We start from the raw sequence: 23,057 nt of genomic DNA on the forward strand, positions 1-23,057 counted from the left end.
CTGTACTTAGTTTGACGCCGCGAAGGACGCTGGCTAATTTGTTGATCCAAATCCGATGCCTTCTGACGTTGTTCGCCGCTTTAGTGATAGGCAGCTCTGCTATAGGTGACGTCATTCCGTATAGCGGGGCGGAGGTCGCCAGAAATATCGCAGTCTTTCGGGTGGAAAACGACGGTGTTCGACTTGAGCTTGAAGTCTACCCCGAGGATTTTGAAGCTTTTGCGTCGTTTTTGCCTAACGAGGTATTGCAGGATCTCCACGCGACAGTTGCTACACATCAAGCTGCGTTTGGCAGCGAATCCGAAAGCATTTTGGTAAGCCGCACCGACAGATCACCTTTGTCGTTCAAATTTGTGACTGCCGAGAACCGTGAGAGAATTGACCGCGCATCCCCCTTGACCGGAAGAACCGATCCCATTACCGGGCGCATAATTCCTGCTCCTCCTGAAGATCCGCAAGTTATCTACATCGAAGCTTTCTTCGGTTTTGACGGCGCGCGCCCCGAGACCCTGATCTTTCGCCCTCCGACACCCAAGGAGGATAAGCCCGCCACATCAATCGGCTTCATGGTTTTTGATCGCGCCGTCCCTGTCACCAAATTCAGTTACTTCGATAGTGACGCACGACTTGAGATTGACTGGTCCGACCCCTGGTTCACCGCGTTTACCAATGTGAATCTCAATCGGTCAGCCCAAAGCGGCACAACGTCTTTTCTGTACGTCGCGCCACGCGAGGTTCGCCACGAGATTCTTATCCGGCTGCGGGAACTTGCGCCCTGGATAGACATGGACCTTGGCACGGGTTCCAAACTGAACCCATCTCAGCAGGAAACAATACTCGACGCTGCGCTGAACGCGTTTAAAAACCGTAATCCGGTCATTATCGCGGGGGAGCCGGTTCAGCCCACCTCTGTCAGGGGCGCATTTCTGACGCTGGGCGAAACAGGAGTTCAAGTCGTTAAGAGCTCTGCGACGCTTCTGACCGACACAGCATTTGCAGGTTTGATATTGTCCTACCCAATTTCGACACTGCCCGCAGAGGCGACTGTCACATGGGATATGTTCGATCAATCCATTCAGCATGTGCCTGTGACGTTGACAGATGTTGCCGGTCCTTTCCTGGATTGGGCTACCCCTGAAGATCCAGAGGTAAGCTGGATCAACCATTTGAAACGCTACGTCGACCCTGAAGTTACGCAGGTACAGGCGACGGGAGTTTTCTTTCTGCCGATTTGGACGGTACTGGCTGTCGCTGTTGCGCTTGGTGCAGGCGTGGGCGCGCTCTTGTCGCCCCTAAAAAGCCGACGGATCGGGTTCGTCCTGCTGGCGGCTGGCAGTTTAGTTGCAGGGGTTGCCTTTCGGCACGAAATGCAAATTCCGTTTCAAAACCCAATAGCGGGCCCATCCAGAGAAAAGATGGCTTCTGAAACTTTTTCCCTACTTTTGGCGAACTCGTATGTGGCCGCGCTTGAGGTCTCACCAGAAGCACGTCGCAAAGCGCTAGAGCCAATTGTCAGGAACACGGCCCTCACAGACGTCGCTGCTGAACTCGAAACAAACCTTGCCATTCGTGTGCCTGGCGGAAGTCGCGCGCAGATCGCCGAAGTGACCGATGTCGCAATCGTGGAAGGCGACATTAAGATAACCGGTGCTTTCGAAGGGGTTGCCAAGTGGATTGTAGACGCCCGAGCAGGTCACTGGGGCCATGATCATCGTCGTCGGGTGGAGTATCGGGCAAGGGTCGAGTTCCGTCCCGAAAGAGGCGTTTGGAAGCTTACGGGTATCACTGTAATGGAGGCGCGCGCACCGGATGTCTAACCGACTGAACAAGGTGTTGTTGATTTGGATAACGACCTGTTTGATCTTGGCTGCGGTCGCCAGCCAGGCGCATTTTCTGCTGAACCTCAATGTTCGTATTTTTCACGTAGAACACACAAGCGACGGTCTACGCATCTATTTGCGAACGCCCATGCCTTATCTAGTGGCGGACAAAATCGGCAAAAAGGGTGAGGACGGCCTTCCTGAAGCGGCTCCTTTCACGACAAATGCGCTTGAGAATGGTCAGGTGGTTCATTTTGTCGACTCCTCACAAATCGCTGAAAACCCGCTTGGCCTTGGGCGCATCGCGGAAACCGGTACAATCATCGAAATCACGGGTACGCGCGTTCTGGGCGACGTTGAATCCGTGACCATTCACAAAGTAGGTGAGGAGCCGGGTTTTGCGACGCTGAGCGAAGCCCAGCAATCTGTGTCAGCGGGAACGACCATACAGGATGACCCGCCAGTTTATGTTGGTGACGTTATTGTGGATGTCACGCTCTGGTATGAATTGGGAAATGCGCCGATCTCCTATGCCATCTCCAGCTCTTTGGACCCAGGCCTGCCCGATCAGGAAATGACCGCCAATCTCATTCTGGACTATGGATCAAGCGATCCGCTAGTCTTTCGAACCCGAGGCCTGATGGAAGAACCGGTGCAGGTTTCCAGGTCCCGGTTCTCGGGGATCGTAACTTTCGTTTGGGAAGGCCTGCGACACATCCTGGAAGGCATCGACCACGTGCTATTTGTTGTCTGCCTGGTGATAGGTGCCCCCGGTTTAAGCGCACTGCTGTGGCGAGTCACCGGCTTTACGGTAGGCCATAGCGTAACTCTGTCCCTTGGGTTTTTCGGGTATGTGCCGTCAGGAGCCTGGTTTGTGCCATTTGTCGAAACCGGGATTGCCTTGTCCATCGTCTACGCGGCCCTTCTTGCCGTTAGGCGGGACAAGTTGGAAAGGAACTCTAATATAAAGGTCTTTGTCGTAACGGTATTTATAGGTCTTCTTCATGGCTTGGGCTTCAGTTTCGTTCTACATGAAATACTTCAGGTGACGTCGCCTAACATCTGGCAGAGCCTACTGGCGTTTAATGTTGGTGTTGAAGTTGGTCAGCTCGCTATTGTTCTTGTGATCTGGCCATTGCTGCACTTCTTCGAGAAACTAGGTCCGACACCTGAAATGTCGTTGAGAGTTTCGATAGCAATCGTATGTGCTGCTATCGCAAGTTGGTGGACTTTCGAACGCGGAATAGATTTTCTATCATTGATTACGATTTAGAAAGGAATACTGCTTCCAACTCTATGACAGCGTCCGGTTAGTCTCTTTGCCGATGCTGCCGCGATTTCGGGCAGGGTTGGTTTCGGAAAGCGAACGGCGCATAGGTAACGTACTGTACTATCTACCTTCGTATGACGAAGCAGAAGCTGAACCGCAGAAGGGTTAGGGCCGCACGCCGGACTTTGCAAAGTCTGCTTTCTGCGCATTGTTGTCATTCGGGCATCGCGCAGCATCGGTCAGAGTGGGCTCGATGCAGTCGTTCGCATAATTTCCCTCAAAGTCTGCTCTGCGGACAAAGCAGTCGTTCATTTTCTATTGCAGAAAACCGAGATGACAAACTTCAGATCAAATCAATCGTTCATTTGGATCGATTGATTGAGCTACTTTTATCGACCGGTGGTGCGAACTCTGGGAGTGTAAATACCTTTGTTGATTGTGACATACCTGCCAACTGGTGTCGCCCCAAGGGCTCAAGCCGCGTTGCAACATCCGCTGCGAATTCCGAAGACATTACCAAAGGTGTTTTTAGAGACTTACACAAACCTTCTAGCCGATTGACTTGGTTTACCGCCGGGCCAATAGTGGTGAAATCCAGCCGACGCTCCGTGCCGACGTTTCCATACATTACGGAACCCCGATGTAAGGCAATTCCAAATTCAATTTTGCCACCGTGCTCTTTCCAAGTGACGTTCTTTTCCCTCGCGCGAGCTAAGCATTCCAACACTGAAGACAATGCGGCCCGGCTCATGTCGACTGCCGGTCTCGACTTTTCGTCCACTGGGAAGATTGCCATAACCGCATCGCCGATAAATTTAAGGATTTCACCACCGTGATCTTCTACTGCACCAGCCGTACAATCAAAATAGTCGTTAATTAACGCCAGATATCGTTTCATTGGCATGTTTTCAGCCATTCGACTGGAATTTCTAAGGTCGCAATAAAACAATATGCAGTCGATTGCCCCCCCGTCGCCGCGCTCGATTACGCCATCCAAGACACGGTTTCCAGAGTAGCTTCCCAAGTAGGCATCCATGAGACCTTGCGCAAGAATGCGCGATTGCGCGTTTTTGATAACCAACGCAAGGGCAGGCATGAGTGCTCGGATATATGTGATTTCAGAGTCGCTAAATCCGCCGATACGTCGTGTAGTCATCGACATCATAACGCCCTCCATTCCCGGCGGAAAATCCGACCAGCGGCTGGTGTCGTCGCGATGATAACTTTCAAATTGAACCAGATAATCCGTCGCACCATCTGAACGAAGGTCATCCAGGATCGGAAAACTGGCCTCGACCGGCCCATCCTCCAATTTGTAACGCTTAAAAGAACCTCCGTTGTGCGCCAAATCAAAAAACGGTGTATTGCGGAATCTAGGTGTTGCAAGCTGATCTCTGGGCGTCAGTTCGGCCTTGGCTTGGTCGTCCCGGACCGTCCAAAGCACATTCAAGGCGCCGAAAATTGGGTGCAGGACCATGCCTCCGACGTTGATCCGAGCTACAGGGACACCGGCGGAAACCAATCGATTGCCAAAGCCTTGCACCACATCCTCGGCCTTAGTATCGTTGAGACCGCATCCCATCAGCCAAGCGGCAACACTATCTAATAGTGGGGATCTGTTGAACTCAATCATACCGAGACACTTTCTTGTCTAAAAAAGCGTATTTAAGCAGCTAGGCTCTGAGACCTTAGACCGATTGAACACAATGAGCGCAGAGAGCCTTGTGCCGAGCATTCAGTCCTTTTGTATCACAGCACTGATATTCTCTCCTAGCTTGGTGCGCTAAACAACCAGTGTCATCCTTCTACTCCAAGGTTCGCTTTGGGCTCGAAGCGGCCATCGAAAAAGTCCGGTCGAACGACTGCTTTGCCTTGTACTGGTCGATACCGGGTCAGCGGATCATCTTCTGCAGTTTCTTATCGGCGCGGATAAGTTCACTGATCGCCTTGCGCGCTTCCTCGGATTCTCTCGATCGTTCTCCGTGCTTCCATGATGGATGGCTTTTGGTTGTGTCCAAAATGGATCCTGTTCAAACAGACAGTCATATTTTGGGTTTGGATAGCCAACATCCGATTTTTTTCGCTTCTTTCACGGGCAAGCCGTACGCTACCCAGCCAAGGCCAGGGTGTCGAAGCGCTAAAAGACGAACACCATCCTGGGGATCTTTGGGAATCCGCCAGGCAGGGTCAAAAGGACCCTCTATCCGGAAGCTGGGATCAAGTGCCGGAGCGACCTGTTCTGTCATTTGAGCTCGCAAGCTAGCCAAATTTCGGATCCAGCTTTCGACCTCGGCAGCATCGAGCAGCATGAGCCCAAGCGATTGCTTGTCCTTTTTCAGTTCGATGACACACTTTCCATTTCCCTCAACGAGCCCAGCGTTAAGTTCAAATCTGCTCTGCTCTTGCGCCATTTTGCACCATGGGTGTTTTTTTAGGTGGCTGCACGCAATGCGATTGTTGGGTAATTCAGTTCCCTGATGGAGATCCTAGATTTGCCAACAACATGCCACCCCTAAAAATAAGTTGAACGAGAAGGCCTCTTCAATGAGAAGTATGCAGCTGGAAAATCGAAATCCATGGCTGTAGCCAGCAGTCGCATGTCTTCCCGTCTCATCTGTCTTGAGCCATTTCAAGAATTTGTCGGGCAACTCTTTGCACCGGGCTTAGTTCCACTGACAGCATACTCAAAAATTTTTAGGCCGGACCTTTGGAATCGCGTTTATGGGCGCGCATTTTTCGAAATGAAGATTGTTACTCGCGGCGCTACTCTTTGAAATCACGGTGCTTTGCACTCTTATCTAGAAGAAGTCACAGAGGAGAGTGGTGTAAACTGGTCCAAGCGACGCTTACCCGGCTGCCATTCTGTACTTTCAAAGATCGCGGGCAGAGTGCACTCCTCCTCAAGTCCATAGAAAACTGTTTTTGGGTTTTACCATGATCCTCATAACGCCGGGGATATCTATAATGAAAGGCGGTACGCAGACTAAAATGTTAAGCGCGTTTTGGTACGTTGGGATCAGTCTTACGTGAGCATTGATTGCGATCATCTAAGCTGCCACCCCAGTTAACGTGTGAAAGACCTGAAATTTGATCTGGCACATACTACCGACGTTGAAAAACATCAGAAGGCGCTATTCCGAATTTCTTGCGGAACGCTTTCGAGAAATGAAATGGGTCGGAGAACCCCGTTCGGTAAGCAACCTCAGATACCCGGCCAGAAGTTGGAGGTGTGGCTTCCAAAAGATCGTGGGCGGCATTAAGACGAAATTCTAACAGTTTAGCCCGCGCCCCACCGTATTCCTTCATATCTCGATACAGCGTTGCCCGTGAGATGCCCAATTGCTTTGAAAGTTCCTCAAAATCCAAATCTGGGTTGGACAAGTTTTCCTTCAACGCACGTAAAATCGTTTGCTTGCGGATCGATTTAAGATCGCCAGAATTGGCAACGTAAACGCGGTTTTGAACCAATTCTCCCAGCATAGCGACAACACAGCTGTGCAGAAACTGAGCGTCCTCTTCCTTCCCCTGTTCCTTGGATGAGTAAATTCCCCGAAACCCCTCACGTAGTAATGGGGTCAAAGGAGAGTGCCTTTCAAAATACTTTAGCTTGTTGAGCATCTGCCTGGGCACATTCAGGCTGGATTTTGGTATCATCAACAAATCTGTGTCAATCCTGCCAGCCCCATACCCGGCCTGAGACAACGCATTCACATCCACGACAGTCAGATCCCCGACATTTGTCTTATGGCTGTGGCCATCGATGTATTCCCAAACGTCTCCCGTCTTGCCCAATGCGATCCGAATGGCGAGGATGTCGTCTTCGAGCCTGCGCCCATTAGTGCCATCACCCCAGCCAGTTGTGACAGCCGCTCCAGCTGATCCGGATGGGCCGAACAGATATGGGGCCATCGCAGACCCAGATCTGAACAAAACTCTCTTGGAACACTGAGATTGCGACGTGACAGCCGGGCGACATAAGAAGCAGGGGTTTCCATGTGATGGTGAGCCAAAGTCAGAGCGAGTAGTGCTGTCATGACAATCCTCCACTCGGCGAAGGGTCATCGGAATCCAACCAGCCCATGATGGTCCGGACATCGATGCTCAGGTAGTCTTGGGCAAGGAACGGGTTGAATGCAGGGATACACCCCGACTTGCGCCGGAATGCCTCTGCAAAGTGTGCAAGACGGAGTTGGGTATCTCCGTTATAAAGCGCCTCTTCTATCCCGCTCAGACACATTTCAATGATCAATCCAAACTCATTGCCACCTGCATGGACCAGCCGCTTGAGAAACACGCCCTGTTGCAGTTCGCCGGATGGCGCCAGACCAGACTTCCCAACGAACTCGGTAAAGATTTCTGTGACCTCGGGTTCGTGGGATATCCAACTCACTGCACCCAGGTGCACAACATCTATGCCCCGTTTAAGCTGAACATCCGAATTGATCATCTCGATCAGATCGGGCGTGCCAGACAGAACAAGACCAACCGGCCAATCCTTATCGTTCATCAGAGACTTCAGGGTGTTTACCACGTCATTGCGGGTTTTGACGCCTTTGCTGATGTAGAGGTCCTGAGCCTCGTCCAGATGCACAAACAGGGTCCTTCGCATTCGGAGGAACTGACGCACCTGCGTCCAGATGATACCTACCGACTTGTCTCTGGCGAGCGGATATCCCAGACCGGACAGGATCGTCGTACCAACATTCTTTAGCGTTGCTGGTGAAGGCACCAATAGCCGGATCACCTCCGCTGTCTGACTTCAGCGCTTATGAGACCAAATAGGTCAATTTGCTTTGAAAGCGTTTCTGGCTCATCGTAACCACCGAGGAGTGGATGCTGAGAAAGACACACCGTAACTGACATTTAAGCGACGAGCAGCCTTCGTAAGTTAGGCTCGGAGCCGACATGCGGTGGCACATTGCCTGGCCCGGAATTCGTAGCGAAAGAATGTCCTTCCTCTTTAGCGGCATGATCGCCGGGCCCCCGCAGCGAACTTCCGCTTTCCGTCCTTCATTACAAAAACAACGCGTGCCGGTGCAAATAGCAATGGCGCTGCCCGCACCGCCGCACTTGTTTTGGGGCCAGCGGGATTTGGGTAAGCCAAACGCCCCTGGCCATCAGGGGTAAGGCGCCGCCTTCCCCCTCGGGCAACCCTATTAGACAAAACCGTGTCCTCGGCTACGCCTGCGGGCCGCACCACTATTGTCGAATAGCATTGCCTCGCCCCCATCCGCGTTCGCCACGTGGCAGATCAGCAGGAACAGGCGCCTTCGGCGTCTGATCTGCAAATCAGCCCTGAATTTCCCAAAAGGGAAGTCAGGATCATTGAAATCGGTCTAGGTGCTTGATGAAGGAAGTGAGGCGAAAATGGCAAGGTTCTGTCGCTGGTGGCAGAACTATGTGTCGCCTGACAAGGGTTTGTGGAACGTCACTGATATTTGACTCAATCGACGGCCAAAACCTCAATAAATCTGTAAATCGCGTCATTCAATTCTGACCCAAACGTCAAGCATTTCTGACCCAACACAATGTCTCGCTTTGGCATGCGCGGCACACCAAGCCTTGTCCTTTTAGATCAGGCAGGGCAGATCGTTGCGCATCACCTTGGTCAGGTTTCGGAACTTCAATTGGGGTCCGAGATTGGCAGTCTTCTGACACAGGAGGTCGTGTCGACCAAAGGCGGCACCGTCACTTTAAGTCAATCGCCGGATAGCAGTCATTGATCCTGTACGTGGAGAACTTCTGTTTCGAGCCCAACCCGTGAATTTGATTTTCTCGCTGCGAGCGCTCGCAGCACGGATTTTGCCGCGAAGGCATCATCTTTAGCGCGGCAATGCTGTGTTAACAGCCGCCATTCGTGTCGGGCGCAGCAAGATTTCGTCAGGCAAGGAACGAGTCGCGGGACAAAGGGTAAATTCGCCGCGTTTGCGCCAAGGTCTGCAATATCGAGTAACCGGCCGCATAATCGACGTGCGGCACTCACCAGAAACCGTTTCAGCGGATCACGTGGACAGAACAATTGGCGTGGTGAACGACCCGGTTTGCAGTTGACCCAATAAAAATGTTCTCGATCCCCGGCTTGTGTGAGGCCAGCACTATGCAATCGATGTCATTTTCATTTGCGAAGTCAACGATCGCGCGGCCAGCGCTCCCCGAGACAAGGCGCGGTTTCGCACCCGATAGCTCCGCAGCATTCAGATGTAAGCTTTCCTGAAGTTCTTTTCGCGTATTTGCCAGAACTTCCTCGGGTATCTGAGATGCCACATATGCAGGGATCGGTTCCTGCACATGAAGCACTGTGAATTCCGCATCGGCATTTGCCAGCAAACGAGCAGCTTCAAATGAGGCCTGTGTATCGTGATCTTTGTCCAGTGCGACTGCTACCAGAATGTTTTTATACATATGAGCTACCTTCCATTGCTCCAGCTGCGATCGTTTCGACCTCTGCGGTGATACGGCTCTCTATACCGGATCGGATTTCGGAGATTTACCCGCCTTCTTAGCTGTGCTTGCAACTTCGTCTATTGTCTTTTCCACAGCTTCGGCTTCGGTTTCCGCTGCATATGCTGCACATCGGGCAACTGTTTCGAACCATTCCTGAGCGTCAGCCACAAGGCGTTCGGCTGAATGCTTCTGCCACTCAGCTATGGATTGCAGTGCTTTTGCTGGATCAGTCGGGTCTGCAGCAGATGCTGAGCGCGCAGCTTCAAGCGCGGTTCGAACAGCCTCGTGACGCCTCTCAAACCAATGCTGAGCAAAGGCCTCTGCCTCTTTCAGTGACTTCTCCTGCGTGTCCCAAAATTGCTCAAGCTGAGCGCCCAGAAACGGATTGGCTGTAGTAGTCGGCTGCACCTGCTTGAAAATATCTACAAGTGCGTTGGAGTAACTTGATTTTGGCTTCTCTTCAGGCATCGGAGATTCCTCCTCATCTCTAAATGCTGAATATTAACTGAGATCGTGGAAACTTGCCTTAATGTAAATCAACCACCGCCGGCAAACGTGGTAGTGGTGTCCTGCAATCCAAGGGTGGGCTTTCTGCCAACCTATTCAGTCTGTATAGCCTCAAGATACGCAATCACATTCGCCAACGGCACACCTGCGAACATCGGTTGGCCGTCAGGCATCGTCAGCGCAACTTTTTGATCCGAATCCAAAGCTGGTCCAAAAATGGGCATTTCTCCACCATGCGCGAGCAATGGTGCGCGACCATCAATTTGACGCGCCACCGCCTCAATCGGAAAAACACCGTCGTTTTGGGCCGCGAGCCTCGTCAGATCAGGTGTCCTTATCGCCAGCATCTCCGCCATTGGACCATCTCCTGTGGCCTCAAAACCATGGCATTGCCAACAATAAGTTCTGTAGAGATCGTGCCCATTTTGAAGGTCAATATCCTGCGCCAGTGCAGCACTTGCAGCAAATATTGACAAAAGAAGTCCGCGACAAACTAGCATCTGTTCCTCCTCCGAGATCAGCATTTCGAGTTGAAAATACGCGATATCGAATGAATGCTTCATTGATCTCGCTCATATTCAACCTTTGAGTACCAGCTGGGAAAAACCATCACGAAACGACGGTCGCAGCATTCGGATCCGCCTCTCTGATCAGTCTTAGCGCCTGATGATATAGATCAACGCCAAATAAAGAATTACATATCAAAGTATGAATGTTTCAGAAGAAGCTCGGCATGAGCGGTGATGAGCCCTTGGTTTATAATCGGGGTGCTTGTTTGCGGCACAGCTTCGATAACCCGGCAATTGCCCATCAAGGAGTGAGGTGAATGCATACAGTTGATCCACCGTCCCCTAAACTCCGACGTTCTCTCACCACTCCGTTGCTTACCTTATATGGGCTCGGTGTAACCGTCGGTGCGGGAATTTATGTGCTCGTCGGCGCAACCGCCGAGGCCGCGGGCCCTTATGCTGCAGTTTCGTTTCTTGTTGCAGCGCTCGTCGTTTCGCTGACGGCTTTGTCGTACGCCGAACTCGCGACACGCTATCCCGTAAGCGCGGGTGAAGCGGCATACGTTGAAGCGGGATTTCAAAGGGGCTGGATGGCGGTTCTAATCGGTCTTGCCGTTGCTGCGTCTGGGATTATTTCAGCCTCCGCTGTTGCGATTGGGGCGGCCTCATACCTTCACACCCTGACGGGGCTTGGCACCGCATTGCTTACGATCGGCGTTGTGTCGGTCATGGGGCTGATTGCAATCTGGGGCATTACACAATCGGTATTTGTGGCAGCCGTGATCACGGTCATCGAGATCGCGGGGCTTCTTTTTGTGATTGGCTGGGGCATGTCTGTGCAGGAACCGCAAGGCCATGAAATTAGTGCGATGATTCCGGGACTCGAGCTCAGTACCTGGCGCGGTATTATGGCGGCATCTCTGCTGGCATTTTTTGCCTTTGTCGGCTTTGAAGACATGGCAAACGTCGCGGAAGAGGTAAAAGACCCAACCCACACAATTCCAAAGGCTATCCTTTTGACGCTCGTTCTGGCGACGGGTTTGTATCTAGCGACCTCGATCACGGTCCTGCTCGTTGTTCCTATCGATACCTTGTCGACCTCGGCCGCCCCACTCACGCTGGTTTTCTTCGACGCACCCGAAGTAATCAAACAAGGGTTCGCCGCAGTCGCAGTCGTTGCAACAGTCAATGGCGTCTTGATCCAGATGATTATGGCGTCGCGGGTGATCTATGGTCTTGCCGACCGGGATCATCTTCCGAAAATACTGGCGACTGTCCCGCAGGTTACCCAAACACCGGTCGTCGCAACCCTGTTGGTAGTTGCGATAATTCTTCTGCTGACGCAAACTTTGCCAATCGGCATACTAGCGGAACGCACATCCCAGATCGTTTTGGGAGTGTTTGTTCTGGTCAACATCTCGCTGATATTGCTGAAGTCCCGGCCGGGGTCAACTCGGGAACATTTCCGCGTACCTCTTGTTGTACCAATCCTTGGGGTGCTGACCAGCGCTCTGCTTTTTGGTGCCGGATTTCTCTGAGAGGAAAACCGACAGCACAGGGTCACCAGAACGGGGTCCGACTGACGCATGAACACTGACCGATCAACATTTGGAAGGCGGATTTCAGGCTGGTGGCACCGGACTTTCGTCGATCTGATCGCGCAATTGCAATGGTCTTACCTGCCACCATTGATGGTTTACTTTGCGGCCGGGGTTTCGGGGCTAACATCCGTCGTCGGTGCGTTTTTTCTTAAGGACTATCTGAATCTATCCGCCGCTTTTGTTGCGGGATTGGCATTCTGGGCCGGGTTGCCATGGATTCTAAAAATGCCGCTGGGTCATCTGGTTGACCTGTTCTGGCGCTGGAAATCCCTGCTGATTGTTGTTGGCGCATCCTTTATCACGGCGTCATTGCTCATCATGTACAGGCTTGTGGCTGCGCCTGACCAAATGGCCGGCATTATGCCACTTGAGGATTGGTACGTCGTTGCCTTGATGTTGGCTCCTTCAGGTTATGCCATTCAGGATGTCGTTGCTGATGCCATGACAGTCGAAGCAGTGCCGCAATCGGACCGAGACGGACGCGCGTTTATTCAGGACGAAGTTCGTGCCCGACACACCACCATGCAGACCCTCGGCAGGATTGCGATCATATCCGGGTTTGCAGGGGTCGCCGCGGTTAACATCTGGATTTTTTCGGGGGCGGAAAATCTGGAGAAAGCCGATCGTTTGGTTCTCTACGGTCGGGTCTATCTCATTGCCCTGGCTATCCCACTGTTGTCTGTCAGTGGAGTGGTTCTTCACGCTCTGATACAGCGTCGCCTCGTTCGTCGAGGACACCTTCTGCACAGACCAGATCAAACCACCGAAGTCAGGTGGCCGATACTGCTGGGCGGACTTGCGTTTGTTGTTCTCAGCATAGTGTTGGGAACCGCAAATTTTGCCTTCGCGCAAGAGACCGTTTTTGCGGTGTCGCTCACGGTCATTCTCTACCTCATGTCGCGTTTGCTGAGAGAGCTGGAGTCGAAACAGGCCAAAGTTCTGATCGGGACAGCAACTATCATTTTCGTTTTTCGAGCAGTTCCCTTGCCAGGACCGGGCCTGACCTGGTTCGAGATCGACGAGCTTGGGTTTGACGAACAGTTCCTGGCCATTCTAGCGCTTCTGACCTCACTACTTGCTTTGCTTGGCCTGATTATCCTCAGGCCGTTTATGGCAAGTCGTTCGATTGCGCAGGTTGTAGTGTTACTCACGATTGCCGCCGGAGTGCTGTCCCTGCCAAACCTTGCCTTGTACTACGGGGTGCATGAATGGACGGCCGCGCGCACAGGTGGGGTCGTGGATGCAAGGTTTATCGCCATTCTTGACACAGCCGTTGAGTCACCGCTGGGTCAGATCGCGATGGTCCCAATGTTGGCTTGGATCGCGCGCAACGCCCCAACACATCTGAAGGCTACCTTTTTTGCGGTCATGGCGTCTTTCACCAACATGGCATTGTCAGCAAGCAGTCTCGGTACAAAATACCTGAATCAGATCTTTACCGTTACCCGCGCGGTTACCGATCCCAGAACGGGTACTGTTGCCTCCGTCGCTGACTATAGCCACTTGGGGAACTTGCTGATTACCGTGGGCTTGATCTCTGTCATCATCCCACTGGCTGTGGTTTTTCTGGTGCAAAACTCACCTTATCAGACGCGCGATTGAATATGCGGATCAATCGCTTTCATCGAGAAGTATCTTGAGGTGTGACACCGGAACGCCAATATTCGAGCCGCCAAATTCGGGTAAGATCGCGGCATTGATAGCAACCACCTCGCCGTTTCGGTTAAGGGCAGGTCCGCCGCTTCCGCCGGTTGTGGTTTCAGCATCATAAACGACTGCACCGGGGCTGGTCTGGGCGACGATCCCCCGGCTGGCCAGAGGCCTGACTTTGTTCTGCTCTGAAAGGTGTTTAGCAATAGTCCAGAAATCGACGGCGCCGTCTCTCTCAAGCGTTTTCAGAAAATCCGGCCCAGCCTGCACAATCAAGGCCTTAAGGCCAGTCGGAAATCCAAGCAAGAAAACTTCTTCACCTGCCCGCGTCGGTTGAGGTGCCAGTGAGAGTCCAAGCCCTTGAACACGGTTCGCATCAACGGACAGAAGCGCCAGATCGGCCGTTTTGCTTGCCCTAAGCAATACCGCTTCCATTGGCTTGGATTGTTCTGGAAGATAAGCCAGCAGGCTAAGTATCTCGGCTTCAAGCCCTGCTGCCTTCAGGGCCTGCGCCCGATCCCCGGTCGTCCAGGGCAAGGCGACATGACGGTTGGTCACCAAAAGAGAGGTGTCCTGCAATAGAAACCCGGTTCCGGTGAACTGAAATTCTGCCGGCGCGCCTTCCGCATCTGGCTCAATCCATGGTTTTCCGAATGGAGTTTTTAGTTTCTCCCCGTCCGGGCCAAGCACATGCCGCAGCAATTTGCCGCTTTCGGTCTGTCGCAATCCGTAAGCACCCTGGATAAAGGCAATAGATCGCGTCGAGGCTGTGATAACTCGCCTTGACGCACCAACGCGTTCTTCCAAAGTGCCAAGGCGCTGCTCGGTGGAAATCACCTGGTTGTCAAACGCTTCTCTGAGCGCGACCAGATCATCCGCCGTCAGTGCATCTTCTCGCGTCTGCGTAAGCATGACAGCAACCGCCTCGATCTTGAGAGACTCCTGTTTAAGGCTGTCCGCCAGCTTCCGATCGTTCTGAAAAAGCAAATAGCCAAAGGCAAAGATCAGAAGAAGCACACCGATAACGGTAACCCTGAACAAAACCGTGGTTTGTGATGTCAGCCGACGCCCGCCTTCGCGCAGCGCACCGGACATTTTTCTGGCGAAGGGTCGTCGGCTGGAGCGCGCATACACATAAGCGTCACTTATTATGTCTTCGACCGTGTGATGTGCCGGGAATGAGTGGTCACACACCCTGTAGCGCGACATGGGCCCCTCTGCACCGAACTCAATCATGTCGCCATGCCCAAGAACTGCCGAAGCAGTTTTTTGACCATTGACCCAGATATCCCGGCCAGGCAAAGCGTTTAGCGCGTAACCGCCTTGCGACCACTGAATCGTTGCCACGTCTTCGTCATGCGGGGGCAAATCCTCTTTTCGCCTGAACTTCAGGATACGATCAGGACCCACCGAAGCAGCCAAAGCGTTGCCGACAAGCCAGGTAACGGTTCCGCGGGACGGCCCCGTCAAGCTCTCCAGAAATGCACGGACATCGCCCGTTTCAGTTTCCACATCGCTTTTGTCCGGCGTCCGCATTGTCCATCTCAGTACTCTAGCCCTATTGGCACATTATCATGCGCAGCAGTGAAACCGCTATGGTGGGCAATAGTGTGCTCGTTTTAAGAACACCAAGGGTCCGCGCATGCTGCCCGGACCATGAAGGTTGCGTGTGCGCCTCCATTGCGCCTATTTCGATGAGACCTTGATCTTCCGGCTGGGATCCTGAGGTTCGGTTTTCGGCATCGTGACGTGCAGGACACCTTTGTCGAACGCAGCGGAAATCTCCTCGATATCGACTGCATCAGGCAGCGTCATTGTCCGAGTGAAACTGCCATAGCTTCTCTCGCTAACGCGCAGATCGCCTGTGTCATCATGCGTAACATTCTTCTGGCCCCGCAGCGTCAATCTACGGTCTTTGATTTCGACTTCGACGTCGTCTTCTTCGAGACCCGGCAATTCAGCCGTGAGAACGATCGCTGTATCCGTTTCGTGGATGTCAATCGCCGGCGAAATCGCACCCGTCATGTCCAACGACGGGAAGCCCGTGCGTTGCGCGGCTGTTTCCAGCGGCAGGAATGGCACTGCGCCCCCGAAAAAGCGCGACATCATGGATTCCATTTCGCGTCGAAAATTATCAGAGAGCGGATGTGTTCCAGCAAACAGTTGTGGTTTTTTGTCTTCAAGCATTTTCTGATCCTCCTCCTTCGGTGCGATTGGGGGGAGGCTGCATTATGGCAAAAAACTCGTCTAATTACCTTGATCTTGCGCAAGCAAGCGTCCTCGGTAACGCGCCAAAAGGACATCCCGGCCGTATCGGCATTCCGAATGAAACAAGGCGCATTACCGGTCATACGTCCAGGCCAAGGGGTAAACTGATCTGACTCTATTGCGCCAACGAGCGTCTGAAAAGCATCAGGCTGGACGCCAGAAGGATTGCGCCGAGTAACGCCATCCATAAGAACTCTGGCCAGACCGTCTCAAACCTCGCCCCCTTGAAGATGATGGATTGGCTGGCGGACATGTAATGGCGGGACGGAAGGATCGATGTTCCGACCTGAAGCCAGTCGGGCTGCCCCTCGATCGGTGTCTCACCTCCCGACAGCATCAGCATCGGAAGGACTGTCAGCATTACCAAAAGTGCGAATTGCGCCGTTGAGCGTGCAATCGTTGCAAGAAATACCCCAAGTGCGGTTGCTGTGAAAAGAAACAGCGCGGTGCCAAAAAGAAACAACACCTTCGACCCCGCGATGTTGATCCCCAGGAAACCTTGCATAACAAAGGTCAGCGATAAGGCGGCGGCGACAAGAACCACCGCTGCGTTTGCCCAAATCTTGGCCATCGCAATGTCAAACGGGGTAAGCGGCATCGCAAGCAGATGTTCGATTGTGCCATGTTCACGCTCGCGGATCATCGCGGCACCGGTGAGGATCGTGGTCAGCCACATGATCTGGCCGATGAGCGCCACGATGCCGGCAAAACGAACAGTATCACGGTTGGGATTGAACGCACTGCGCATGATGATATCGACGGGCAATGACTCAGCCAGGTCCGCACCAATGGCAAAGCGACGGATCTCGGCGCTGAGGATATTGACGATATAGTTTGCGCCAATCCCGGCCTGTTCCATCGCCGTCGCATCAATCAGAACCTGAATTTCCGGCGTGCGCCCGGCGCGAACATCTTTCTCGAACCCTGGTGGCACCGCGACCACAAACAGGAAATGCCCGGCATCCATCTTTTCGGCTCCGGTACCCGGTGCGATCTGGACAACGGGTTGAAACTCCGGAGGGAAGAACGCCGTGGCAAGAGACCGTGAAAGGGGCGAGCCATCCTCATCGGCAAATGCAATGGAGGCATTGTTGACCGAGTTCGAAACTCCCGTCGCCTCCATCACGGGTGCCAGCGTGAATGACCAGACCAGCAGCGCCATCATCACCCAATCACGCCGAAGGCTCATCATTTCTTTCAAGCCAAGCCAGAAGATGCAGGACAACCGTTGCATTTATTTCTCCTGCGCTCGAAGTAAAAGGGCAGCGATCAACGTCAGCACCGGCCCGAAACAGGCTAGTGCGAGAAGATCGGGGGCAAGCGCATCCCAGCCCAGCCCTTTGGTGAAGGCACCGACATTCAGGTGCAGGAAATAGGATGACGGCCAGAGCGATCCGATTGTCTGCGCACCGCCTTCAAGCGTTGAAACCGGCTGCAGCAGGCCCGAGAACTGAATGGTCGGTACGACCGAGGCGATCGCGGTGGCGAAGGTAGCGGCCACCTGGCTTGAGGTCATGGTCGCAATGAGCAGCCCATAAGATGTGGTCGCCCAGACATACAGCAACGCGCCAATCGCCAGGGGAACCGGGTTGCCTTTGAGCGGTACATCAAAAACAAGGACCGTCATTCCGGCCAAGAGCAGGAAATTGGCGAACGCGATTGCGATATAAGGGATTTGCTTGCCAACCAGAAACTCAAGCCGCGTCGTTGGCGTTGCATAGAAATTGGTGATTGTTCCCAACTCTTTTTCACGTGCGACGCTAACCGCCATCAGAACTGCCGGTAACATTATCAAAAGGATCGCAGGCATGGCCGGGGCCATTGCGGCAATACTCTCGAAACTCTGATTGTACCTGAAGCGTGGCTCGATACGGGCGATCTCGACCGGATGCACACCGTTTTGGCGGGCCATTGCCGCCAAAAAGGTATTGTGGAGCCCCGCCACATAGCCTTCTACAGTCTCGCCTTTGAACGGAATTGCGCCGTCCACAATTGCAAGCACGTCCGTTGCTTCAACAGAGCGGATCTTGCGCCCAAAGTCAGGTGGGAGTTCGACAACCAGCGAGGCATCTCCTCGGGCCAGCCGTTCATGGCCCTCATCGATACTCGTCAGTGGCTGCGTTGGGTTGAAGTAGCGCGATCCTGAAATCTCTGCAATGTAGGCGCGGCTTTCTGGCCCCTGTGACAAATCCAGTACCGCGAAATCCAGTTCTTCGATGTCCAGCGTAATCCCGTAGCAAAAGACCAGCATCAGGATCACCGAGCCCAGGAACGCAAACGCCAAACGCACGCGGTCGCGCAAAATCTCGATGGTTTCACGCTTCGTGTATGCCAGTGTGCGCCTGATACCCCCGCCAGCGCTGTCATCAAGGGCATGAACCGATGCCTCAGGAGCTTTTACCGGTGCCGGAGGGTCAGCTGCCTTCAATACCGTGACAAATGCTTCTTCCAGACTGTCTACCTGTGCCCCGGCGATCAACTCATCCGGTGTTCCCTCAGCCAGAACACGGCCCGCGTGCATGAACGACACCCGATCACAGCGCTCTGCTTCGGCCATGAAATGGGTCGAGACGAAAATCGTCACTTCTTCATCTCTCGAAAGCTCAATCAGCAACGCCCAAAACGAGTCGCGCGCCTCAGGGTCCACCCCCGAGGTTGGCTCATCCAGGATCAGCACGCGAGGTCGGTGGATCACAGCGACGGCCAGGGAAAGACGTTGCTTGATGCCAAGTGGCAACGCCGTGGCCAGCATGTCCATTTGTGCAATCAGGCCAAAGCGTTCCGCCAGTTCATCGATACGCCTATCGCGGTCCGTGATTGCAAAGATGCGGGCATGTAGCTGGAGATTCTGCCGAACGGTCAACTCGCCATAAAGCGAGAATGCCTGACTCATATAGCCAATCTCGCGACGCATCCTCAGGTCGCGTGCATCAACCGGTCTTCCGAACAGTAACGCCTCACCGTCACTCGCGGGCAGAAGGCCTGTCAGCATTTTCATGGTGGTCGACTTGCCGCAGCCGTTCGACCCGAGGAAGCCGAAAATCTCACCACGGTTAATCGAGAATTCGACGTTATTGACTGCCGTGAAATCGCCAAAGCGCCGCGTCAATCCACGTGCCGTGATCACTGGGTCTGCCTCACGGTGATGTGTGGGCGCTTTCCTTGGTGCGATCAGGGGATCTCCGTGCGCCTGCAACCGCCGGTAGGACGTTTCAAGATCGCTGGCTTCCCCCTTCAATTCTGCCGGAGAACCATGGAAAAGCACGCGCCCGGCATCCATCGCGACGATAAAGTCGAATTGTTCGGCTTCTTCCATATAAGCTGTCGAAACCAGTATGGAGAGGTTGGGTGTAGCCTCTCGGACCGCGTCGATCAGCGCCCAGAACTGACGCCGCGACAGTGGGTCGATGCCGGTGGTCGGCTCATCCAGAACCAAAAGCTTAGGGTCATGGATCAGTGCACAACACAGCCCAAGCTTCTGTTTCATGCCGCCCGAGAGTTTTCCCATCAGTCGATCAGAGAAAGGCGCAAGCCCGGTTGCCGACAGCAATGCTGCGATCCGGATGTCACGCTCCTGCTGCCCCTGTCCGAACAAACGCGAAAAGAACTCAAGGTTCTCGCGCACCGACAATTCTGCATAGAGATTACGGCCCAATCCCTGCGGCATAAATGCGGTCGCAGGGCAGATATGGTGACGATGGGCGCGGTCGTCGATTGGGCCTCCGAGAACATTGATTGTGCCGGATTGAAGCTTCTTCGCGCCGGTGATCAATCCCAAAAGCGTTGATTTGCCAACCCCGTCAGGCCCGATCAGCCCAATAAGCTGACCTACCGGCAGGTTAAGCGACAGGTTATCGAGTGCTGTCCGCTGGCGATACTTATGCGTGACACCACTGACGCAGAAATCAGATGGGCCCGCCTGGGAATTCATTCGAACAATTCGGGTGGAATCCGCCTTTCCAGATATTCCGGCCATACACTGTCAGAAGAAAGCCTGATCACAGCGATACCGCGAAGGCCGGTTTTCACATGTTCGATCCGTTCTGTGATCAGATCCTCAGGAATGCGAACCCGAACGCGAAAGACCAACTGTTCACGCTCGCTCAATGTCTCTACCTGCTTCGGAGTGAACTGGGCTTCGGGGGATACAAAAGTGACGGTTGCAGGAACGGCAAAATCCGGCAAGGCATCAAGTACGATGCGCGCCTCAGCCCCGATGGGCAGCAACCCCGCTTCGCGTGCGGGCAGGTACACGTCCATATAGACGTTCTCTAAGCTGAGAAGTGTAAGGATCGGCTCCCCTGCGCCAACAACTTCACCGGGCTCAGCCAGTCTGTAAAGAATGCGCCCTGGCATAGGGGCAACAAGCGAAGCATCCTCGATCTGGGCGGCGATCCGGCGCACTTCGGCTTCGGCAGCCGCGATCTGGCTGTCCGAGGTTGCAACCCGGGCCTTGGCGGCACCCAGAACGGCGTCGGCAACCTGAAATGCGGTTTCGCGATCTTCAAAGACTGTCATCGAAATGTTTTGACCGGCCAACAGTGCCTTTGCCCGTTCCAGTTCCTGCGCCGCGCGACGCTGTTGGCTTTCTCGTTGGACAACAACAGCCTCGGCTTCGGCCTTGGCTTGACGCGCCAATGCTACTTCGGCTTTGGCGCGATCAAGCGCTGCAGACAGTTCATCGGTGTCCATCTCGACCAACAGTTCACCCACAACAACCAAGTTGCCTTCTGCCGACAAAACCTGTGCAACCCGCCCTGCGAAGGTGGGGGCAATTTCCACTTGTTCGGCCTCTATCCGCCCATTGCCCTGTACAAATCCAATTGGCAATTCACTGCTGTCTTCTGAAACGAATATGTACAACGCCGCACCTGCGAGAAGGAGCATTACGACGATCAGTATTGCGCGCACATTCTTTTTCATGATCTGGCGTACCGCGGTTAGAGCTACTAGGTGACGTTATCTCAAACCCCGCATAACGCTTTGTTTTGGATCAAACAGAGCCCTTTAGAGGGTTGTTCAGGCCAAACTCGGGCAGAAAACCGGCGCAGCAGTCTGATTGTTAACCCGCATCAATAGCTCAATGCGGATTCCACGGCGTGACTTTAGATTTCGGTTGCGCCGAACTGACGGAATTGTTGCGCATGGGCAAGCATCACGCGATCGAAACAAATGCCCAATTGTCCATCCATCGTGTCAAAGCACTTACAAGTCACACTTCCAGCGTGCGGATGAAACCAACACTGCGTCAGTATTGCGGGTTGCCGCTCCTACTTCGGCAACATGAAGAACTCTTCCAGTACAATCTTTCCGTCTGCTACTGAATAAACTGCAATCTCACTCAAGGTGATACGTTGCCCAGTTTCCTTCTGCTTTACGTCAGCCTTATATCGCACACTGAAGCGGTTTGGGGGATGAACATAGGGGCCATCGACGTCAAATTCGATGATTTCATGAGCTGCCAGCCAATCCTCTCTTTTCCCTTTGATAGCATCACTGCCTTTGGTGATGCGAAACTGTCGAACCGGAGGCACAACCGCTTCTATGGATTGAGCGTTCTCGGCATACATTTCATCAACATTTGCAAGGCCCCTGCGATCACGCATCGCCTGAACAAATGTTCTTCCAATCTCGACTAATTCTTCCATGATAGCCCTCATTTTAGGCATCAACTGTATCACATCTTGCCTTTTCCAATCTTGACGAGGATCAATGAATTTAGATGTTGGCGAAGAATCCAGTTCGGGAACGAGAGGGCAACTAGTGCAGTGGCAAAGAACGGCCCAATTCCCGGCACCGTCATCAGCCAATGCGCCATCTCCTTGCCTCAAGGTCGGTGAGTTACCTCCGCATCCAACTCTCATATCTGACTGATCAACCGGCTCGCATCCCAATCAGCGGACTTAGGCAAGCCTGTGCCGCTTCCGCTCGTGTTGCACCATCATGCGACAACCGATATCGACCACGAAGACAACCATGCTCCCGGCATTTAGACTACTAAGTGCAGAAAAAGCTTGATCTGGGCTGCACAATTAGACAACGCCTTCAAAACCATCTGAAACCGTTCGTTTTGCTCTGGCAGGCGCTGTGATCGAAGAAGTGGGTCTTACCCTTTAGTAGCACCAAGGTAAGCAAACCAGTAGGCCAAGGCGACTCCTCCCGCCCCGCCGACAATGTTGCCCAGGGTAACCCACAATAGATTGGTCGCCACTGAGAAAACCGGCACAGTTGCCCCCGCCGCCCAACCCTGCGGAAAGAAAAACATGTTCGCAATCGAATGCTCGAGCCCCAGTAACACAAAAGCAGTGACGGGCCACAAAACGGCCAGAACCTTGCCGGCGACGCTACGGGCGGCAAAGGACAGCCAAACAGCAAGGCATACCAACCCGTTGCACAGTGCGCCACGGGCGAAGGCCTCCATCGGTTCCAACCCCGCTTTGGCATCGGCTATCACCACGGCGGTATTGCCCATCGGCCCCTCGAGCAGGCCGGTCAGAGAGAAGGCAAATGCAAGCCCGAGGGCGCCCACGAAGTTTCCGGCGTAGACGATACCCCAGCTTCGAAACAGCAGTCGCAGTGGTATCTTGCGGTCGACCGCTGCGATCACCATCAAAACATTGCCGGTGAATAATTCTGCACCACCTGCGATCACCAGGATAAGGCCCAGGGAAAACACCGCGCCACCCAGAACGCGGATCGGCCCCGCAGCGCTGTCTGCGCCAGTAACCGCCATCGTATAGGCCGCTGCGCCAAACCCTATGAATGCCCCGGCCAGCATCGCAAGAACGAACATGGGTGCCATTCGCAACTTTGCCTTTGTGACCCCAGCAGTCTCAACTAATGTCGCAATTTCAGAGGGTTTATGAGCGTCGAACAGGGACGGGGTGTTCATGTCGGGCTCCAAAGTTACCACGGATCTACGTATCAGGGATTGTACAGCCTATCTTCTGACCTTGAACCAAAGCACAAATAAAAAGGGGAAGTTTAT

Annotated in this window: 20 protein-coding genes; 5 read left to right on the forward strand and 15 right to left on the reverse strand. The window is 53.5% G+C overall.

Going from position 1 to position 23,057, the window contains the following annotated elements; translation table 11 throughout:
- Nucleotides 1-161 precede the first annotated feature (161 nt).
- Nucleotides 162-1,817 carry a hypothetical protein gene (locus RUE5091_RS18460; protein ID WP_058283433.1) on the forward strand — a complete coding sequence of 552 codons (1,656 nt, stop codon included), beginning with the start codon at nucleotides 162-164 and terminating at the stop codon, nucleotides 1,815-1,817.
- Entirely contained in the window at nucleotides 1,810-3,093 is a 1,284-nt protein-coding gene (locus RUE5091_RS18465) for a HupE/UreJ family protein (RefSeq protein WP_058283434.1), read from the forward strand. Before RUE5091_RS18460 ends, RUE5091_RS18465 begins: the two co-directional genes overlap by 8 nt.
- 358 nt (nucleotides 3,094-3,451) lie before the next feature.
- Here RUE5091_RS18465 and RUE5091_RS18470 read toward each other — a convergent pair whose 3' ends face one another.
- From RUE5091_RS18470 to RUE5091_RS18485, 5 genes are all read right to left on the reverse strand, one after another.
- Nucleotides 3,452-4,723, reverse strand: coding sequence for an adenylate/guanylate cyclase domain-containing protein (locus tag RUE5091_RS18470; RefSeq protein WP_058283435.1), 1,272 nt, complete (start codon nucleotides 4,721-4,723; stop codon nucleotides 3,452-3,454).
- A gap of 409 nt (nucleotides 4,724-5,132) precedes the next feature.
- The gene (locus RUE5091_RS18475) at nucleotides 5,133-5,501 is read right to left on the reverse strand and encodes a hypothetical protein (protein WP_058283436.1); all 369 of its coding nucleotides are present in this window, start codon (nucleotides 5,499-5,501) and stop codon (nucleotides 5,133-5,135) included.
- Nucleotides 5,502-6,192: 691 nt separating this feature from the next.
- Nucleotides 6,193-6,807 carry an AraC family transcriptional regulator gene (locus RUE5091_RS18480; protein WP_207383747.1) on the reverse strand — a complete coding sequence of 205 codons (615 nt, stop codon included), beginning with the start codon at nucleotides 6,805-6,807 and terminating at the stop codon, nucleotides 6,193-6,195.
- A gap of 5 nt (nucleotides 6,808-6,812) precedes the next feature.
- Complete coding sequence (locus tag RUE5091_RS23445) at nucleotides 6,813-7,124, reverse strand: hypothetical protein (protein ID WP_207383748.1); 312 nt, start codon at nucleotides 7,122-7,124, stop codon at nucleotides 6,813-6,815.
- On the reverse strand, nucleotides 7,121-7,834 hold the full coding sequence (locus tag RUE5091_RS18485) for an ATP-binding protein (RefSeq protein WP_058283438.1): 714 nt from the start codon (nucleotides 7,832-7,834) through the stop codon (nucleotides 7,121-7,123). The genes RUE5091_RS23445 and RUE5091_RS18485 overlap by 4 nt, the downstream gene beginning before the upstream one ends.
- Nucleotides 7,835-8,618: 784 nt before the next feature.
- Here RUE5091_RS18485 and RUE5091_RS18490 point away from each other — a divergent pair.
- Nucleotides 8,619-8,813, forward strand: coding sequence for a TlpA family protein disulfide reductase (locus RUE5091_RS18490; protein WP_207383749.1), 195 nt, complete (start codon nucleotides 8,619-8,621; stop codon nucleotides 8,811-8,813).
- A 271-nt stretch (nucleotides 8,814-9,084) separates the two neighbouring features.
- Here the strand turns inward: RUE5091_RS18490 and RUE5091_RS18495 are convergent, their stop codons facing one another.
- The 3 genes from RUE5091_RS18495 to RUE5091_RS18505 form a co-directional block, all read right to left on the reverse strand.
- Nucleotides 9,085-9,492 (reverse strand): universal stress protein, encoded by a 408-nt coding sequence (locus RUE5091_RS18495; RefSeq protein WP_058283439.1) that lies wholly within the window; start codon nucleotides 9,490-9,492, stop codon nucleotides 9,085-9,087.
- 60 nt (nucleotides 9,493-9,552) lie between these two features.
- Nucleotides 9,553-10,002 (reverse strand): phasin family protein, encoded by a 450-nt coding sequence (locus RUE5091_RS18500; RefSeq protein WP_058283440.1) that lies wholly within the window; start codon nucleotides 10,000-10,002, stop codon nucleotides 9,553-9,555.
- Nucleotides 10,003-10,133: 131 nt separating this feature from the next.
- Nucleotides 10,134-10,604, reverse strand: coding sequence for a c-type cytochrome (locus RUE5091_RS18505; protein WP_082643718.1), 471 nt, complete (start codon nucleotides 10,602-10,604; stop codon nucleotides 10,134-10,136).
- Between the two features lie 263 nt (nucleotides 10,605-10,867).
- Between RUE5091_RS18505 and RUE5091_RS18510 the strand changes: the two genes are divergently transcribed.
- Complete coding sequence (locus RUE5091_RS18510; RefSeq protein WP_082643719.1) at nucleotides 10,868-12,088, forward strand: APC family permease; 1,221 nt, start codon at nucleotides 10,868-10,870, stop codon at nucleotides 12,086-12,088.
- 48 nt (nucleotides 12,089-12,136) lie between these two features.
- Complete coding sequence (locus tag RUE5091_RS18515; protein ID WP_058283442.1) at nucleotides 12,137-13,753, forward strand: MFS transporter; 1,617 nt, start codon at nucleotides 12,137-12,139, stop codon at nucleotides 13,751-13,753.
- A gap of 9 nt (nucleotides 13,754-13,762) precedes the next feature.
- On the opposite strand, the gene RUE5091_RS18520 is transcribed toward RUE5091_RS18515, so the two are convergent.
- The 7 genes from RUE5091_RS18520 to RUE5091_RS18555 form a co-directional block, all read right to left on the reverse strand.
- Nucleotides 13,763-15,337 (reverse strand): trypsin-like peptidase domain-containing protein, encoded by a 1,575-nt coding sequence (locus tag RUE5091_RS18520; protein ID WP_058283443.1) that lies wholly within the window; start codon nucleotides 15,335-15,337, stop codon nucleotides 13,763-13,765.
- A 150-nt stretch (nucleotides 15,338-15,487) separates the two neighbouring features.
- Entirely contained in the window at nucleotides 15,488-15,988 is a 501-nt protein-coding gene (locus RUE5091_RS18525) for an Hsp20/alpha crystallin family protein (protein WP_082643720.1), read from the reverse strand.
- Between the two features lie 196 nt (nucleotides 15,989-16,184).
- Nucleotides 16,185-17,303, reverse strand: a complete 1,119-nt coding sequence (locus RUE5091_RS18535) for an ABC transporter permease (RefSeq protein ID WP_058283446.1) — start codon at nucleotides 17,301-17,303, stop codon at nucleotides 16,185-16,187.
- Nucleotides 17,304-20,000: a ribosome-associated ATPase/putative transporter RbbA gene (gene rbbA / locus RUE5091_RS18540; protein ID WP_058283447.1), complete on the reverse strand. Its 2,697-nt coding sequence runs from the start codon at nucleotides 19,998-20,000 to the stop codon at nucleotides 17,304-17,306.
- Nucleotides 19,997-20,992, reverse strand: a complete 996-nt coding sequence (locus tag RUE5091_RS18545) for an HlyD family secretion protein (protein ID WP_058283448.1) — start codon at nucleotides 20,990-20,992, stop codon at nucleotides 19,997-19,999. The genes rbbA and RUE5091_RS18545 overlap by 4 nt, the downstream gene beginning before the upstream one ends.
- A 347-nt stretch (nucleotides 20,993-21,339) precedes the next feature.
- Entirely contained in the window at nucleotides 21,340-21,879 is a 540-nt protein-coding gene (locus RUE5091_RS18550) for a nuclear transport factor 2 family protein (RefSeq protein WP_165590798.1), read from the reverse strand.
- A gap of 296 nt (nucleotides 21,880-22,175) precedes the next feature.
- A complete protein-coding gene (locus tag RUE5091_RS18555; protein ID WP_058283450.1) occupies nucleotides 22,176-22,961 on the reverse strand; it encodes a formate/nitrite transporter family protein in 786 nt (261 codons plus the stop codon).
- Between the last annotated feature and the right edge of the window lie 96 nt (nucleotides 22,962-23,057).

Source organism: Ruegeria denitrificans, assembly GCF_001458295.1.
Lineage (GTDB): Bacteria > Pseudomonadota > Alphaproteobacteria > Rhodobacterales > Rhodobacteraceae > Ruegeria > Ruegeria denitrificans.

What these genes read in the sequence shown, in the direction of transcription:
- RUE5091_RS18465 (WP_058283434.1), top strand. Translation starts at nt 1,810, where the DNA reads ATGTCTAACCGACTGAACAAGGTGTTGTTGATTTGGATAACGACCTGT.
- RUE5091_RS18470 (WP_058283435.1), bottom strand. Translation starts at nt 4,723, where the DNA reads ATGATTGAGTTCAACAGATCCCCACTATTAGATAGTGTTGCCGCTTGG.
- RUE5091_RS18475 (WP_058283436.1), bottom strand. Translation starts at nt 5,501, where the DNA reads ATGGCGCAAGAGCAGAGCAGATTTGAACTTAACGCTGGGCTCGTTGAG.
- RUE5091_RS23445 (WP_207383748.1), bottom strand. Translation starts at nt 7,124, where the DNA reads ATGACAGCACTACTCGCTCTGACTTTGGCTCACCATCACATGGAAACC.
- RUE5091_RS18490 (WP_207383749.1), top strand. Translation starts at nt 8,619, where the DNA reads ATGTCTCGCTTTGGCATGCGCGGCACACCAAGCCTTGTCCTTTTAGAT.
- RUE5091_RS18495 (WP_058283439.1), bottom strand. Translation starts at nt 9,492, where the DNA reads ATGTATAAAAACATTCTGGTAGCAGTCGCACTGGACAAAGATCACGAT.
- RUE5091_RS18500 (WP_058283440.1), bottom strand. Translation starts at nt 10,002, where the DNA reads ATGCCTGAAGAGAAGCCAAAATCAAGTTACTCCAACGCACTTGTAGAT.
- RUE5091_RS18505 (WP_082643718.1), bottom strand. Translation starts at nt 10,604, where the DNA reads ATGAAGCATTCATTCGATATCGCGTATTTTCAACTCGAAATGCTGATC.
- RUE5091_RS18510 (WP_082643719.1), top strand. Translation starts at nt 10,868, where the DNA reads ATGCATACAGTTGATCCACCGTCCCCTAAACTCCGACGTTCTCTCACC.
- RUE5091_RS18515 (WP_058283442.1), top strand. Translation starts at nt 12,137, where the DNA reads ATGAACACTGACCGATCAACATTTGGAAGGCGGATTTCAGGCTGGTGG.
- RUE5091_RS18520 (WP_058283443.1), bottom strand. Translation starts at nt 15,337, where the DNA reads ATGCGGACGCCGGACAAAAGCGATGTGGAAACTGAAACGGGCGATGTC.
- RUE5091_RS18525 (WP_082643720.1), bottom strand. Translation starts at nt 15,988, where the DNA reads ATGCTTGAAGACAAAAAACCACAACTGTTTGCTGGAACACATCCGCTC.
- RUE5091_RS18535 (WP_058283446.1), bottom strand. Translation starts at nt 17,303, where the DNA reads ATGCAACGGTTGTCCTGCATCTTCTGGCTTGGCTTGAAAGAAATGATG.
- rbbA (WP_058283447.1), bottom strand. Translation starts at nt 20,000, where the DNA reads ATGAATTCCCAGGCGGGCCCATCTGATTTCTGCGTCAGTGGTGTCACG.
- RUE5091_RS18545 (WP_058283448.1), bottom strand. Translation starts at nt 20,992, where the DNA reads ATGAAAAAGAATGTGCGCGCAATACTGATCGTCGTAATGCTCCTTCTC.
- RUE5091_RS18555 (WP_058283450.1), bottom strand. Translation starts at nt 22,961, where the DNA reads ATGAACACCCCGTCCCTGTTCGACGCTCATAAACCCTCTGAAATTGCG.